At 61.0% G+C, this 13,059-nt stretch carries 16 protein-coding genes; all 16 read left to right on the forward strand.

Going from position 1 to position 13,059, the window contains the following annotated elements:
* The first annotated feature begins 41 nt into the window (after positions 1-41).
* Complete coding sequence (locus AZKH_RS27010) at positions 42-584, forward strand: class I SAM-dependent methyltransferase (protein ID WP_083903191.1); 543 nt, start codon at positions 42-44, stop codon at positions 582-584.
* Between the two features lie 244 nt (positions 585-828).
* Complete coding sequence (locus AZKH_RS20465) at positions 829-1,761, forward strand: phosphatase PAP2 family protein (RefSeq protein WP_231874434.1); 933 nt, start codon at positions 829-831, stop codon at positions 1,759-1,761.
* Positions 1,762-2,133: 372 nt separating this feature from the next.
* Positions 2,134-2,754, forward strand: a complete 621-nt coding sequence (locus tag AZKH_RS20470) for an isoprenylcysteine carboxylmethyltransferase family protein (protein ID WP_015437707.1) — start codon at positions 2,134-2,136, stop codon at positions 2,752-2,754.
* A gap of 305 nt (positions 2,755-3,059) precedes the next feature.
* Positions 3,060-3,239 carry a Flp family type IVb pilin gene (locus AZKH_RS20475; RefSeq protein ID WP_015437708.1) on the forward strand — a complete coding sequence of 60 codons (180 nt, stop codon included), beginning with the start codon at positions 3,060-3,062 and terminating at the stop codon, positions 3,237-3,239.
* A gap of 122 nt (positions 3,240-3,361) precedes the next feature.
* On the forward strand, positions 3,362-3,529 hold the full coding sequence (locus AZKH_RS20480; protein ID WP_015437709.1) for a Flp family type IVb pilin: 168 nt from the start codon (positions 3,362-3,364) through the stop codon (positions 3,527-3,529).
* A 110-nt stretch (positions 3,530-3,639) separates the two neighbouring features.
* Positions 3,640-3,807, forward strand: a complete 168-nt coding sequence (locus AZKH_RS20485) for a Flp family type IVb pilin (RefSeq protein ID WP_172642474.1) — start codon at positions 3,640-3,642, stop codon at positions 3,805-3,807.
* A gap of 115 nt (positions 3,808-3,922) precedes the next feature.
* Complete coding sequence (locus AZKH_RS20490) at positions 3,923-4,090, forward strand: Flp family type IVb pilin (protein ID WP_015437711.1); 168 nt, start codon at positions 3,923-3,925, stop codon at positions 4,088-4,090.
* A gap of 96 nt (positions 4,091-4,186) precedes the next feature.
* Positions 4,187-4,756, forward strand: a complete 570-nt coding sequence (locus AZKH_RS20495) for a prepilin peptidase (protein ID WP_015437712.1) — start codon at positions 4,187-4,189, stop codon at positions 4,754-4,756.
* Positions 4,757-4,779: 23 nt separating this feature from the next.
* Entirely contained in the window at positions 4,780-6,087 is a 1,308-nt protein-coding gene (locus AZKH_RS20500; protein ID WP_015437713.1) for an ATPase with chaperone activity, read from the forward strand.
* Positions 6,088-6,210: 123 nt separating this feature from the next.
* Entirely contained in the window at positions 6,211-7,074 is an 864-nt protein-coding gene (gene cpaB / locus AZKH_RS20505; protein WP_015437714.1) for a Flp pilus assembly protein CpaB, read from the forward strand.
* A gap of 35 nt (positions 7,075-7,109) precedes the next feature.
* Positions 7,110-8,834, forward strand: a complete 1,725-nt coding sequence (locus AZKH_RS20510) for a type II and III secretion system protein family protein (RefSeq protein ID WP_041656453.1) — start codon at positions 7,110-7,112, stop codon at positions 8,832-8,834.
* Between the two features lie 11 nt (positions 8,835-8,845).
* Positions 8,846-9,118: a hypothetical protein gene (locus tag AZKH_RS20515; RefSeq protein ID WP_015437716.1), complete on the forward strand. Its 273-nt coding sequence runs from the start codon at positions 8,846-8,848 to the stop codon at positions 9,116-9,118.
* A 25-nt stretch (positions 9,119-9,143) separates the two neighbouring features.
* Positions 9,144-10,745, forward strand: a complete 1,602-nt coding sequence (locus tag AZKH_RS20520) for a pilus assembly protein TadG-related protein (protein WP_015437717.1) — start codon at positions 9,144-9,146, stop codon at positions 10,743-10,745.
* Between the two features lie 19 nt (positions 10,746-10,764).
* Complete coding sequence (locus AZKH_RS20525; RefSeq protein WP_015437718.1) at positions 10,765-11,253, forward strand: TadE/TadG family type IV pilus assembly protein; 489 nt, start codon at positions 10,765-10,767, stop codon at positions 11,251-11,253.
* A 9-nt stretch (positions 11,254-11,262) separates the two neighbouring features.
* Positions 11,263-11,823: a TadE/TadG family type IV pilus assembly protein gene (locus AZKH_RS20530; protein WP_083903109.1), complete on the forward strand. Its 561-nt coding sequence runs from the start codon at positions 11,263-11,265 to the stop codon at positions 11,821-11,823.
* A 34-nt stretch (positions 11,824-11,857) separates the two neighbouring features.
* Positions 11,858-13,024 carry an AAA family ATPase gene (locus AZKH_RS20535; protein ID WP_015437720.1) on the forward strand — a complete coding sequence of 389 codons (1,167 nt, stop codon included), beginning with the start codon at positions 11,858-11,860 and terminating at the stop codon, positions 13,022-13,024.
* Positions 13,025-13,059: the final 35 nt, after the last annotated feature.

The following is a 13,059-nucleotide window of genomic DNA, read 5'->3' on the forward strand; positions in this document are numbered from 1 at the left end:
ACGCTAAGATGCTCCCTACATTCTGCATTCGACTCCACCAAATGCACCTTGAACTGCTGCTTGCGATGCTAAGGAATCCTGCGTCGACGGGCGCCCTATTGCCATCCTCGCGAACACTCGCGAACGCCATGGCCAGTGCCGCGACCGGCGCCGATCTCATCGTCGAACTCGGGGCGGGGACAGGTCCGGTCACCAATGCGCTCCTGACTAAGCTACCCGGTGTGCCGCTGATCGCCGTCGAGTTGCAGGCATCCCTCGCCCACCGGCTTCAGCACCGCTATCCTGCGATCGACGTTAGGCAATCATCGGCCAAACAGGTTGTCGATGGTCTGATCGATCGCCCCGGCAAGATCGTCCTCGTCTCCAGCCTGCCTTTCCGTTCCCTGCCTCGGCATGTCGCAACGGAAACAGCGCATAGCCTGTGTCGGTTCCTCGCACACGATCAAGGCCGCAAACTCGTCCAGTTCACCTACCAACCGCGTGCGCCCTTTGCCGCCCCACGGCATCTCCGCTGGAAGCGCACAGCAATCGTGTGGCGAAACACCCCACCTGCGGGAATATGGGAATTACGGGTCGAGTCCTGAGCAGCACGACAACGCAGCGATTCGCCGAGGCCCCTCCACCCTCGTCACTCAAGCGACGATGACAATTGTCACGCTCGGCTTGGTCCAATTCGACGAAAACAAACAGCCACATTCTCCGATGCAGCGTCAAGCATTCTGACCGACGATGAAAAAGCTAGAGATGGAACGCCAAGTCCGAGTTTGAAGACCGTTTCGTCAATTTGACAAGCTTTACCGCCTCTGAATTGAACGATAGGTGACGACGATGCCAGGAAGGCAATCGCTTTTATTTCGTTTTCCCGAGCTACTGTCAGTTGTTTTGCTGCTAGCAGTAGATATGCTCTGGTCCGCGTACATCGGAATAGCCTTTCGAGACTACGGGAACATCCTCGTTGCAGATGCTGTGCTGCTGGCTATGTGGGCCTTCTACGGCATCTCGGGACGCAGCCGGCGCCTTTCGGAGATGGGCTATTACGGGGCGCTCTGGATCAGCTTCAGCGCAATTGGGGCCATTCTGACGTATCTCGCCGCATACATGCGGGCGCCATTATATGACACCCAATTTAGCGAGCTTGACCGTGCCATTGGCTTCTCATGGCTCGCGTGGTTTGAATTGACCCGCGCGAACATCGTTCTGGATACGTTGCTTCGCCTTGCTTATCACAGCCTGATTGTCCAAATCCTTGTTTCAATTATCCTCTTTGCCCACGCCGAGCGCACAAGCCGGAACCGGGAACTGTTCTGGACGGCCGTTATCGCGCTGGTCATCACATCGGCCCTTTCCGATGTCTTTCCAGCCGCCGGCACGTTCTACCACTTCAACATCGAACTGGCGCGCGCCGTCCATTTGCCTCATCTTCTCAACCTTCTCGCAGGGACACAGGCAGGCTTTTCCTTTGATGACATGCAGGGCATAGTCACATTTCCGTCTTATCATGCGGCTATGGCCATCATATTTATGTACGTTCATCGTGGCCAGCGTGTCTTATTCCCATTGATTACAGCACTGAACGCGCTCATGCTGCTATCGACGCCCACGCATGGAGGACACTATCTGGTCGATATAATTGCGGGCTGTATTGTCGCGTTGGTCTCGATTGCGCTGCTGCGATATGCGGTGAATGATTTGAGCAGGACGAAAGCATCTGTATTTCTGTCACCGCGAGGGATTGGCGCCTCGCCGACGAGCTCGTTATAGAGCAACACCCATATACCAATAATGCTTGAATCTGATGCGGTCGTCAGCACTCAATTGCTGCCTGATATTGACAGGGGGACACGCCCCCATCGTTGCACTGACCTGCGCCGCCCCTCTGGCGCACGTCATCGTGCGCTGTACCTCGGCGCCACCGACATCTTGCCGAAGTCCGGCGCGGGGGCAGATCGGCACAACTCTCGGCCCCCCGGACTGGGCGGTCGGACGTGACAACTGTCATGACCGAGCCGGTTGAAGAAAGCCAGCGCGGCTAGTCGCATCGACCGATGCCGCGTCAGCGCTTCCAGACGATCATGAGAACTCAGAGGCAGCGAACGCTCGTTCGTGGGCGAATTGCACTTGGGGAGCTTCCAAATGAGTCGAATTCACGAAATTATTGCGTCCGCACGAACGCAGATTTTTACTGGGACCTTCCTGGCCGCGCTGTGGGTCTTCTTCGCAATCGCGCATCTTGTCACCTTCAATCTCACGGGAAAGGCCAGTCTCCTCGTGTTTAGCACTGCAGAGACCCTCATTGCGGTGTTCTTCCTGCTCCGCACCCCGCCCAGGACCTTCACGAGCAGCCCCCACGAATGGGTCGTCGCAGTGCTGGGAACATTTCTACCCCTGTTGCTCCGTCCGACAGCCGACTCGCCCGTGCCAGCCGCCGAGTGGGGCCTGGTGGTCGGCTCGGCGATGCAGATTGCCGGCGTATTGTCACTGAATCGCAGTCTGGCACTGGTGCCTGCGCTGCGGGAATTGAAGACCGCGGGCATGTATCGCCTCGTGCGACACCCGATTTACTTCAGTTACCTGATCTCGTTCTCGTTCTATCTGGCAGCAAATTATTCGCCTCGGAATCTTCTGATCGTCACAGCCAGCCTGTGCCTATTACTAGCACGCGTGTACTTCGAAGAAAGGCTTCTCGGGCAGACAGCCGAGTACCGTGCGTACCAGAGCCGCGTCAGGTGGCGGCTCATACCGTTCGTGTTCTGATGCGCACCGCTTGACCATATCAACCTCCCGTCCGGACGGCTGCCGTTCGCGTGCCCCGAATTATCACGTTGGTTGTTCCACCCCTACGCGGAACGCCTGCCCGATCTGCTCCATCCTTATCACCAAACACGAACACGAGCTCTCACCCCGCACCGACGGCCGCATGGCAACGCACAGCCCTCCATGACAACTGTCACCCACGCCCCCCGTTGCATATGACTAGCCGCCTTGGGTGCAGTTGCTGATGCCGCAGTTCCAGCTGGTGCCTAATCTGAACTCAACACGCACAGGACGGGAAGATTGAAATGAAGACCGTGCAAATCAAGAGGGGATTCAACGCATTCCTGGCGGAGCAGGACGGCGTCACGGCTATCGAGTATGCGTTGCTGGCGGCGTTGATTTTCGTGGTCATCGTCACAGCCGTCGGCCTCGTCGGCACCAACGTAGCGGCACTCTTCGCCTTCGTGGCCGGGGTGTTCCCATGATTGTGCGCAACAAATCGAGCGAGGCCACGCGTTTCGCTTCAAAGTTTCCGGATCGGGTTCCCCGTTTCGGATGGGTAGCCGGGGAACCGGCCTTGTAGTTTCTTTGCTAGATGGAGGCTGAAATGGACATGATCAAGAAATTTATTCGGGACGAAGAGGGTGTCACGGCGATCGAATACGGATTGATTGCGGCGCTCATTGCCGTCGTCATCATCGCCAGTGTGCGTGCGGTCGGAACCAACCTTCAAGCCGTATTCACCGCAATCAGCACTGCGCTGGCATCCGTCTAACGCTTGCACCGAAGGTTGGTTGGACCTCAAAACTGCGGCTCAACCAAACTTCGGCACAAGAGGAAGCTATAGCTCTGGCAAATAAATTTCGCTCATTAATGGGGATTGAAATGAAACTAGTCAAGAAGTTCATCTGCGATGAAAACGGCGTCACCGCGATCGAATACGGGCTGATTGCGGCGCTTATCGCAGTTGTCATCATCGCCAGTGTGCGGGCGGTCGGAACAAACCTTCAAGACGTATTCACCGCAATCAGCACTGCGCTTGCCTCCGTTTGACCTGACGCTTGCACCGAAGGTTGGCTGGACTGCCAAAATGCGGCCGAACTAACCTTGCGTTCTATGCGTAAGCAATAACTCTCACAATAGATTCTATTCACTCAAGGGGATTGAAATGAAACTGATCAAGCAATTCATTCGCGACGAAGACGGCGTCACGGCGATCGAATACGGGTTGATTGCCGCGCTTATCGCAGTTGTTATCATCGCCAGTGTGCGGGCGGTCGGAACCAACCTTCAAGCCGTATTCACCGCAATCAGCACTGCGCTAGCCTCGGTCTGAGCGAATCATGCACCTTGCACGACAGGATCGTTGGACCGCGGCCCAACGATCCTTGACCAACGGTACTAATAGCTCTCGACCAAACCGGTGGCTCAAATGAATTTCGGACTCGTAAGCCTGCTCGGCGCGCTTGTAATGGCAGTGGTCTCCGACCTGTATGCTCGCAAGGTACCGAATCTCCTGGTTCTGGGCGGCATACTCGCCGCCTTGGCCATCCATGCGATGGCCGCGCCGGGCGCTGGAATCCTTGAGGCTTCTGGCGGCGCAATTGGCCTACTCTCATCCTTGGGCGGAATTGCAGTGGGCTTCGCCGCCCTCGTACCCCAATACGCCCTGCGCGCCATGGGCGCCGGCGACGTCAAGCTGATGATGATGGTCGGGGCCTTTCTCGGTCCGCTTCAAACTCTCGGTGTGGTCGTACTCACCTTCGTCGCGGGCGGGGTGCTCGCCATCGGCATGGCGCTCTGGCAGCGCTCGTTCAAGCAACTCGCGCTGAATCTGCACGTCATGCTAACCACCAGCGCAGTGCACGCAGCCACCGGCGCCAGCCCGAAATTCGAACCGTTGCAACAGACCGCCGGGCGCATGCCCTACGCAGTTGCGATTGCGGCGGGCACTCTCCTGCAGCTCTATCTGGTCCGCTCGGGAGGCTGGGCCTTGAGCTGAATTGACCTCCACGGAGCACCGCCATGAACGCACTGTCCAGCGCCAAAGTCGTGCCGATCGACGAAACGCCCGCATTCCCCCGCGCCCCGCGCACGCTCGAGGAAACCGGCTTGCCGCTGCTGTTTCTCGTCGAGCTCGCGACCAAGCTATTGTTCGTTCGCGGCCAGATGCGCCTTACTGAAATTTCCCAGCGCCTGCACCTGCCGGCGACGGTGCTCGAAAGCCTGCTCGCCTTCATGCGCGCGGAGCGGATCTGCGAGGTAATGCGCCGCGGCGAGACCGATGGGGACGTCCTCTATGAATTGACCGATGCGGGCCGGGCGCGCGCCGGCGAGTACCTCGCCCGGTGCAAATACGCCGGCGCTGCACCTGTCAGCCTTGCGGCCTATGTCGCCCAGATCGAGCGGCAGTCGGTAACGAAGATGCAGGTGACTCGCGAAGGCGTCGACGAGGCATTCCGCGGGCTTATCATCAGGCCGGAGCTGCGCGACCAGTTGGGCGCCGCGATGAGTTCCGGGCGCGCGCTGTTCCTCTACGGCCCCGCCGGGGCGGGTAAGACCTATCTTGCCGAGCGGCTCTCGTTGCTGCTCGACGGAGACGTCGCGGTGCCGCACGCGATCGTCGTCGACGGCGAGATCATCCAGGTGTTCGACCCGCTGATCCATGAACCGGTAGAGGACGATCATCGTCCCGCCGGCCTCGATAACCTGGCACGCCCCGACCAGCGCTGGGTGCGCTGCCGCCGGCCGGTCGCGATCACCGGTGGCGAACTGACGCTGCGCATGCTCGATCTGGACTACGACGCGAGCACCGGCTTCTATCAGGCGCCGCCACACGTGAAGGCCAACAATGGCCTGTTTGTCGTTGATGACCTCGGCCGCCAGTTGATCAAGCCGGAACAGCTGATGAACCGCTGGATCGTGCCGATGGACCGCCACCATGACTATCTCGCGCTGCATAGCGGGACGAAGTTCACGCTGCCCTTCGACGTGGTGCTGGTGTTCTCGACCAACCTGATGCCCTCCGAGGTGGCCGACCCGGCATTTCTTCGCAGACTGGGTTACAAAATTCACATCGGGCCGATGAATGAGGACGAATACAGGAACATATTCACGGCAGTCTGCGAAGACCGAGGCGTACCCTTTGATCAGGTGGCATTCACGACACTGGTCGAGGAATATCACAAGGTCCACAGGCAGCCGCTGCTGGCATGTTATCCACGCGACATAGTCAATCAGATCGCCGATTTGGCCCGTTACCGCGGCGAACCGGCAAGACTGACACCGGACGCGCTGCACTGGGCCTGGCACAACTACTTCGCATCCCGTTAGGGCTGCGGCAGCAAGGGAGGCGCCGACGGCCGTGTTGCGGTCTCGGCACCTGACGGCCCGCCACGGCGGGTATTTGCGGGGCCGGCGGATTTCTGCTGACGGTCCGGATACAAGGGGACTCTCATGAAGACCAAAGGTCTTGTCTTTCTGTTCGTCGCAATGCTGGCCGGCCTAGCCGCTGTACTCCTCGGGACAAAGTGGCTGCAAGCGCAATCCGCGGGGGATGGCAACCGCATCGCCGTCGCCGCAGTCGAGCTGCAACTGGGCAGCCGCGTCACACCCGATTCTGTCCGCCTGGTGGAATGGCCGTCGGGCAGCGTGCCTAACGGCGCGTTCAATGATGTTTCGAAACTCGACGGCCGTGTTGCGATCACCGGCATCCAGCCCGGCGAGCCGATCCTCGAATCGCGTCTCGCGCCGGTCGGCACGAAGGGCGGGCTTTCCGCGGTGGTGCCGGAAGGCAAGCGCGCCATCACCGTGCGCGTCAATGATGTCGTCGGCGTCGCGGGCTTCGCGCTGCCCGGCAACTATGTCGACATCATCGTTAATACCGAAAAGGTAGGCGATCACGCAAACGACAAGGACCAGATGATCTCGAAGATCGTCCTCGAACACATCCTGGTGCTTGCCGTCGCGCAGGAAGCGAATCGCGACGAAACGAAACCGAAGGTCGTCAATGCCGTGACGCTGGAAGTGACGCCCGAGCAGGCTGAGCGCCTGGACCTCGCCCGCAGTGTCGGCAACCTGTCGCTCGTGCTGCGCAACCAGGTCGACGGCAAACCGACGGAGACCGCCGGCATCACGAAGGCGATGCTGTTGCGCACCGCTGTCATGGCGCCCCCGACACCAGCGCCTGCCCCGGTGAAGGTCGCCGTCGCACCGCGACGCGCCGCTCCTAAACCTCAGCCCGCTACCGCACCGGCACAGCCCGCACGCGTATGCGTCGAGGTGATCCGCGGGGTCAATAAGGTCAACGAATGCTTCTAGTCACATCCAAATCCGAATGGACGCATGAGGACATCATGACCACGAAAAAGAACAACCAGAGTCGCAAGGTCGCAACGTACGGGACGTTGGCAGTGAGCGCGCTGCTGTTGTCGGGCACCGCCCACGCAGCCGTCGCGGCCGCACCGTCCCCGGCAAAACCGGCTCCCGTCGCGGTCTCCAGCGGATCGCCCTGCGGACGCGTCGAGATCGCGCCGATGGTGACGGTCCCAGTCGGCAAGTCGTCGGTGATCCGTCCCCAGACGCCGGTCACGCGGATCCTGCTGGGCAACCCCGAGAATACCCGCGCAGCGCGGCCGAGCGTCGAAGCCCAGAAGGACGACAAAGGGGCGCAGCAGACACAGCAGGACGACGGCCGCCCCGGCGTCGCCCAGGTGGACGTGCTGCTGCTGAGCCCTAACGAGATCTACCTGCTCGGCAAAACGGTCGGCTCGACGAACGTCGTGCTCGTAGACCGCACCGGCGGTTGCACGGCGCTGGATGTGACGGTGACCATGGACGTGACCTCGGTGCAGGCGGCCTTCGCGACGCTCCTGCCTCACGAAACCGGCATCAAGGTGAGTTCCGCCTACGACTCGCTGGTCTTGAGTGGCACCGTCAGCGACGCAACGAAGGTTGATCGCGCCGTCGAAATCGCCGCCGCGTACGTGCGCGATGGCGGCGGCAAGGGCGGGCGCAATGTGCGCGTGCTCAACATGCTGCAGGTCGGCGCGCCGCAACAGGTGATGCTCGAAGTCAAGGTTGCCGAGGTGTCGAAGGCGGTACTCGACCGCTTCGGCATCGATTTCTCACGCGCCTACGTTGACGGTTCGGTCCTGCGCTTCATGTCCGGGATTCTCGGCGGCAAGGCGGGATCACTCGGACAACTCTCCCGCGTGGGGCCGAATGGAGTGCCGCTGAGTTCCGTTGGCGCAGTGGTCGGCGGCACGATTCCGAGTTCCATCGGCAGCGCCGGGAACGTCACCCAGGAACTGACCCAGGTTGGTGACCAACTCGTGCCCAAATTCACGACCACCTTCGGCACTGTCCCGGCCGAAGGCGTCACGAACCTCGGCCTGGACATGCAGAAGACCGACGGGCTCGTGAAGATCCTCGCCGAACCGACCGTGATGGCGATCAGCGGCCAGGAAGGCAGCTTCCTGGCGGGCGGCAAAATTTTCATCCCGGTCGCCCAGAACAACAACAGCGGCGGCCAGACGATCACGCTTGAAGAGAAGGAGTTCGGCGTCTCGGTGAAATTCACGCCGACGGTGCTGGACGGCGGCCGGATCAACCTGGCCGTCCGGCCGGAAGTTTCCGAGTTGAACCGCGAGGGAGTCGGCATCACCGCGCCCGGCGTGAGCGGCCTCGCAATCCTGCCGTCCTTCACGACGCGACGCGCGTTCACGACAGTCCAGCTCGAGGATGGCCAGAGCTTTGCAATCGGCGGCCTGATCAAGAACAACGCGACGACCAACATCAAGGCGTTCCCCGTCCTCGGCGAGTTGCCCATCATCGGCGCGCTGTTCCGCAGCACAGAATTCCAGACAGACAAGTCGGAACTTGTGTTCGTGATCACACCGCGCCTCGTCAAGCCCTTGCCGCCGAACTATGCCTTGCCGACCGACAACTATGTCGAGCCGAATCGGGCCGACGTGATCTGGCGCGGCAAACTCGAGGGCGACGCGCCTCCCCCCGCAGAGCGGATGGAAGCACTTCCCCCTGCAAGCGCCCCCGCTCGCGGCGGCTTCGAATCCAAGTAAGGAGGCGGACCATGGACAAGATCGCAAAACTGACCGGCGCCTTGGTGCTTGTGGGTCTGACCGGCTGCGTAGCCACTTCGCCTGACTGGGACGCGAGTTTCGGCGACGCAGTGAGAACCGCCACCGCTCAGCAAGTGATCGCCCCCGACGCATCGCGCAATGCCGACCCTGTCGCCGGCATTGACGGCAAGGCGGCGCAGGGGGCGATGGGCGAATATGCCAAGAGTTATGAGCATCCGCAGCAGCAGACGGGCGTTTTCACGATCGGGGTCGGTTCGCGCTAAGGGCGTGGTCCCCAGGAGAGCGGAAATGGCAAAGCTTCCGACCTTACGTTCTCGCCAGCGCGGTGTCACTGCCATCATGACCGGACTGATGGCGGTGGTGCTGTTCGCGTTCGGCGGTCTGGTGCTGGACCTGGGGCATCTCTACATTGCGAAATCGGAATTGCAGAACGCAGCCGATGCCGCGGCGCTGGCCGGGGCAAAGGAGCTCAACCACACGGCCGCGGGAGTGACTGCCGCCGTTAACAAGGCGATTGCGATCGCGGCCCAGCACCGTTACAACTTCTCAAGTACGCTCAATATCACGATCGCCAACATCCGCGTCGGCTCCTGCCCCAATGCCGGCAACGCGAATGCATTCGGCCGGCCCGGAACGCGCGCACCCACCTGTACTTTCGTTCCTGCGTCCAGCATCACAAGTAACGCGCTCGCGGCAGGCATGAGCTTTCTGGAGGTCGATAGCGGCACACAGAATCTCAATACCTATCTGATGCGCGTCGCTGGTGCTGCGTACAACACCACCGCAACGGCCGGCTATGCCGTCGCCGGCCGCTTCGAAACGATGGTCACGCCGATCGGCGTGTGCGCAGTCGATCCCGCGAACCGCACGAGCCAGTACACCCACTCGAACGGACAAACGGAGCTGGTCGAACTGGGTTTCCGCCGCGGCGTGACCTACAACCTATTCCAGCTCAATCCGCTGGCCAGCGGCCCGTCCGACCCCTACCTGATCAATCCGGTGGACGCATACCCGAACACTTGCGACCCCAACCATTCCAGCGCGAATTTCACCGCGCCCTTCATCTGCACCGGCAGCAGCGTCGTCCTGGGCAGTGGCACCGGCAAGGTCTATACGAATACCGGGATGACCGCTTCGCTCGACAGTTCGCTCAATTCACGCTTCGACGATTTTAAGTCGCCGTCCGTGTGCGACCCCACCAGCGCGCCGCCGGACACCAACATCCGCGAATATCGCTGCCACCCGAACTCCGCCTTGGATCCCGCGTGCACAAACAGCGCCACGGATACGACGCCCACCGACTGGATGGAACCGGGGGCCAGCACCCTGCCCAATCGCGAATTCGTCGAGACCGTCCTGAACAAGCCGACCTACGCGCTACCGCCGGGGCCGACTGGTATTACGTTCGACAAGTACGGCCCGTTGTGGTCCTACGGTCCGGCGTATCACACCGACGGCAGCTCTCCGCCCAAGGCCGGGACCCCGTATTCGACCAGCGACGCGAACGGCAGCAACATGTATCACAACGCGGCGGGCGTCAATTTCTTCGACACGAGCGGCGCGGGCTACCCGGGCTCCGTAGGGACCGGCTTTTCAGGCGGCACGCCGCCGCCCGCCCCCTACAACCAGACCAGCGGTAAGTATTTCAAGGCGCCCAGCGCCAGCCATCCCGGCGTGGTAAACCGCCGCATCCTCCACATCGTCATCGTCGATTGCCGGTCGGCGCCCGTTGGCCCGAATTCGTGCGCCACGATGGACGTGGTCGGCATCGGACGGTTCTTCATGCAGCTCAAGGCCGATTTTTCCGGTGGCCCCAACCGCTACCTCGACGCCGAATTTGCCGGCCTGATCGATCCGGTTCCGCCGTCGGACATCCGGCTTTATCGCTAACGGAAGAATGGGTGCTCAAATGAAACAGCCAGGCGCCTTCAATCACCAACGCGGGGTGGCAGCCGTGGAACTCGCGCTGGTCATCGTCTTCCTGCTGCTGCTGGTCGCGGGCATCGTCGAGTTCGGGCGCGCTTTCTGGTACTACGACGCACTGACCAAGGCGACCCGCGATGGCGCGCGCATGCTGAGTGTCGCCGACAGGGGAACGTTTTCCACGGGAACCTTCATCGACGACGCGAAGAACCGGGTGGTGCAGGCGGCCAACTCGGCGAACATCAAGCCGGCGCTGACCACCGCGCAAGTTTCGGTGACTTGCCTCAATGACACCTTCAGCTCCGTTGGTTGCGCGAGCGGTGTTGGCGCGCCGGCCAACGTACAAGTGGCGATCAGCGGGTACACCATCACCATCGGCGGAATGATTCCCTTCCTGTCACCGACGGGGGGCGCGTCGAAGGTGTACTCGGGCGTCGCACTGGCCCCCCAGACCACGATGCGCTACATGAACTGAGGCCAAGCCATGAGGACCATATCTCATTGCAGCAGCAGGGGCCGGCGCGAAAGGGGCGCCACAGCGGTCGAGTTCGCGATCGTCGCGATGCTCTTCTTCACGATCGTCCTTGGCATCATGGAGTTTGGCCGCATTCTGTACCTGTGGAATACCGTCCAGGAAGTAACGCGCCGCGCTGCACGAGAAGCGGTGGTCCGCAGCTTTGCCGATGCGGACAAGATCCAGCGGGCTGCCGTTTTCGGCTCGGAAAGCGGTACCGACACCGCCTATTTACCAGCCGGTCTGGAAATTAACAATCTCAACGTCAAGATCAACTACCTCAACGGCGCTTTGGCCGTAGCCAGTCCGATGCCCGCCGACCCGACGGACAACATCTCGGCCTGCAACGACGCCACCCGCACCGCCAGCTGCGTCCGTTTTGTCGAAGCCTGTGTGGCGATGAGCGGCAATTGCACCGGGTCGGTCCAATACGCGCCGATGGCGGGCCTCTTTCCTTTCCTGGCAATCAGCATCCCCGTTTCCAGCGTGATCATGCCGACCGAAAGCCTTGGCTACAGCTATTCGCCATAACCCCATTCGGCATACCAGTTCAGAGGTAACTGAAATGAGCAAGACCACAATTACCGTTGTTTCGTCGGACGCCTACCATCTGAATCAGATCACCCACATCCTCGAACAGGATTCCAACCTGGGAGAGGTCCGGGCGATCCAGGGGGGTACGCTCGAACTCGAAACGATGAAAGACGTGCCGGACGTGTTGATCGTCAACGGCGGCCTTCCCGAAAACGGCGGGCTGGATAGTCTGGAACGTCTGCGGCAGAGGCATCCGGACGCAGCCTTTATCATTGTCAGTGACAACCAGTCGCCCGATTTCCTGCTTCGTGCGATGCGCGCCGGGGTGCGCGAAGTGCTGCCGACTCCGACGGCCGGAATACAGCTGCATGCCGCGATCGGTCGAATTGCGCCAAAGCGCAAAGTGCAAGAGGGTGCCGCCGGCAAGATTCTCGCGATGACCTCGTGCAAGGGGGGCAGCGGCGCGACCTTTCTGGCGACTAACCTAGCGTGGGTATTGGCATCAGCGCATGGCAAGCGCGTTGCACTGATCGACCTGAACCTGCAATTTGGTGACGCCGCAATGTACGTCAGCAATCAGACACCGGCGAGCAATCTCGCGCAGGTATGCCAGCAGATTCATCGTCTGGATGCGCCTTTTCTCGACTCGGCGATGATCGAGGTCGCACCCGACTTCCGCCTGCTCGCGGCTCCGGACGATCCGGCCCACGCCGCCGACGTCAAGGCCGAGCATGTCGAGGCGATTCTAAAGGTGGCACGGGCGAACTACGACTTCGTCATCGTCGACGTCGGCCGCTCGCTCGACGGTGTGAGCCTGCAGCCTTTCGATATGGCCGACATGATATTCCCCGTGGTGCAACTGACCCTGCCCTTCATCCGCGAGGCAAAGCGCCTGGTCCAAGTATTTTTGTCGCTCGGCTATCCGATGTCGAAAGTCGGGCTCATCGTGAATCGCCATCAGAAGAACAGCGACATCGGACTGCAGGATCTGGAGCGCACGGTGAATGCGAAGGTATTCAAGGCGGTGCCGAATTGCTATGACGAGGTCGCCGCATCGGTCAATCAGGGCGAACCGATTGCACGGCTGGCCAAGAACAGTCCGGTGACAAAGGCCTTGCGGGAAATTGCTGCATCGCTCGACACCGTCCAGGAAAAGAACGGCAAGGGCTGGCTCTCACGCCTGTTCGCCAGCCATTGAGGCTCCCGGGCCACCACTTCCTGAGGGGAATATGA

Source organism: Azoarcus sp. KH32C, from assembly GCF_000349945.1.
Classification (GTDB): domain Bacteria; phylum Pseudomonadota; class Gammaproteobacteria; order Burkholderiales; family Rhodocyclaceae; genus Aromatoleum.

What these genes read in the sequence shown, in the direction of transcription:
- AZKH_RS20535 (WP_015437720.1), top strand. Translation starts at nt 11,858, where the DNA reads ATGAGCAAGACCACAATTACCGTTGTTTCGTCGGACGCCTACCATCTG.
- AZKH_RS20495 (WP_015437712.1), top strand. Translation starts at nt 4,187, where the DNA reads ATGAATTTCGGACTCGTAAGCCTGCTCGGCGCGCTTGTAATGGCAGTG.
- cpaB (WP_015437714.1), top strand. Translation starts at nt 6,211, where the DNA reads ATGAAGACCAAAGGTCTTGTCTTTCTGTTCGTCGCAATGCTGGCCGGC.
- AZKH_RS20475 (WP_015437708.1), top strand. Translation starts at nt 3,060, where the DNA reads ATGAAGACCGTGCAAATCAAGAGGGGATTCAACGCATTCCTGGCGGAG.
- AZKH_RS27010 (WP_083903191.1), top strand. Translation starts at nt 42, where the DNA reads ATGCACCTTGAACTGCTGCTTGCGATGCTAAGGAATCCTGCGTCGACG.
- AZKH_RS20470 (WP_015437707.1), top strand. Translation starts at nt 2,134, where the DNA reads ATGAGTCGAATTCACGAAATTATTGCGTCCGCACGAACGCAGATTTTT.
- AZKH_RS20480 (WP_015437709.1), top strand. Translation starts at nt 3,362, where the DNA reads ATGGACATGATCAAGAAATTTATTCGGGACGAAGAGGGTGTCACGGCG.
- AZKH_RS20490 (WP_015437711.1), top strand. Translation starts at nt 3,923, where the DNA reads ATGAAACTGATCAAGCAATTCATTCGCGACGAAGACGGCGTCACGGCG.
- AZKH_RS20520 (WP_015437717.1), top strand. Translation starts at nt 9,144, where the DNA reads ATGGCAAAGCTTCCGACCTTACGTTCTCGCCAGCGCGGTGTCACTGCC.
- AZKH_RS20530 (WP_083903109.1), top strand. Translation starts at nt 11,263, where the DNA reads ATGAGGACCATATCTCATTGCAGCAGCAGGGGCCGGCGCGAAAGGGGC.
- AZKH_RS20510 (WP_041656453.1), top strand. Translation starts at nt 7,110, where the DNA reads ATGACCACGAAAAAGAACAACCAGAGTCGCAAGGTCGCAACGTACGGG.
- AZKH_RS20485 (WP_172642474.1), top strand. Translation starts at nt 3,640, where the DNA reads ATGAAACTAGTCAAGAAGTTCATCTGCGATGAAAACGGCGTCACCGCG.
- AZKH_RS20465 (WP_231874434.1), top strand. Translation starts at nt 829, where the DNA reads ATGCCAGGAAGGCAATCGCTTTTATTTCGTTTTCCCGAGCTACTGTCA.
- AZKH_RS20525 (WP_015437718.1), top strand. Translation starts at nt 10,765, where the DNA reads ATGAAACAGCCAGGCGCCTTCAATCACCAACGCGGGGTGGCAGCCGTG.
- AZKH_RS20515 (WP_015437716.1), top strand. Translation starts at nt 8,846, where the DNA reads ATGGACAAGATCGCAAAACTGACCGGCGCCTTGGTGCTTGTGGGTCTG.
- AZKH_RS20500 (WP_015437713.1), top strand. Translation starts at nt 4,780, where the DNA reads ATGAACGCACTGTCCAGCGCCAAAGTCGTGCCGATCGACGAAACGCCC.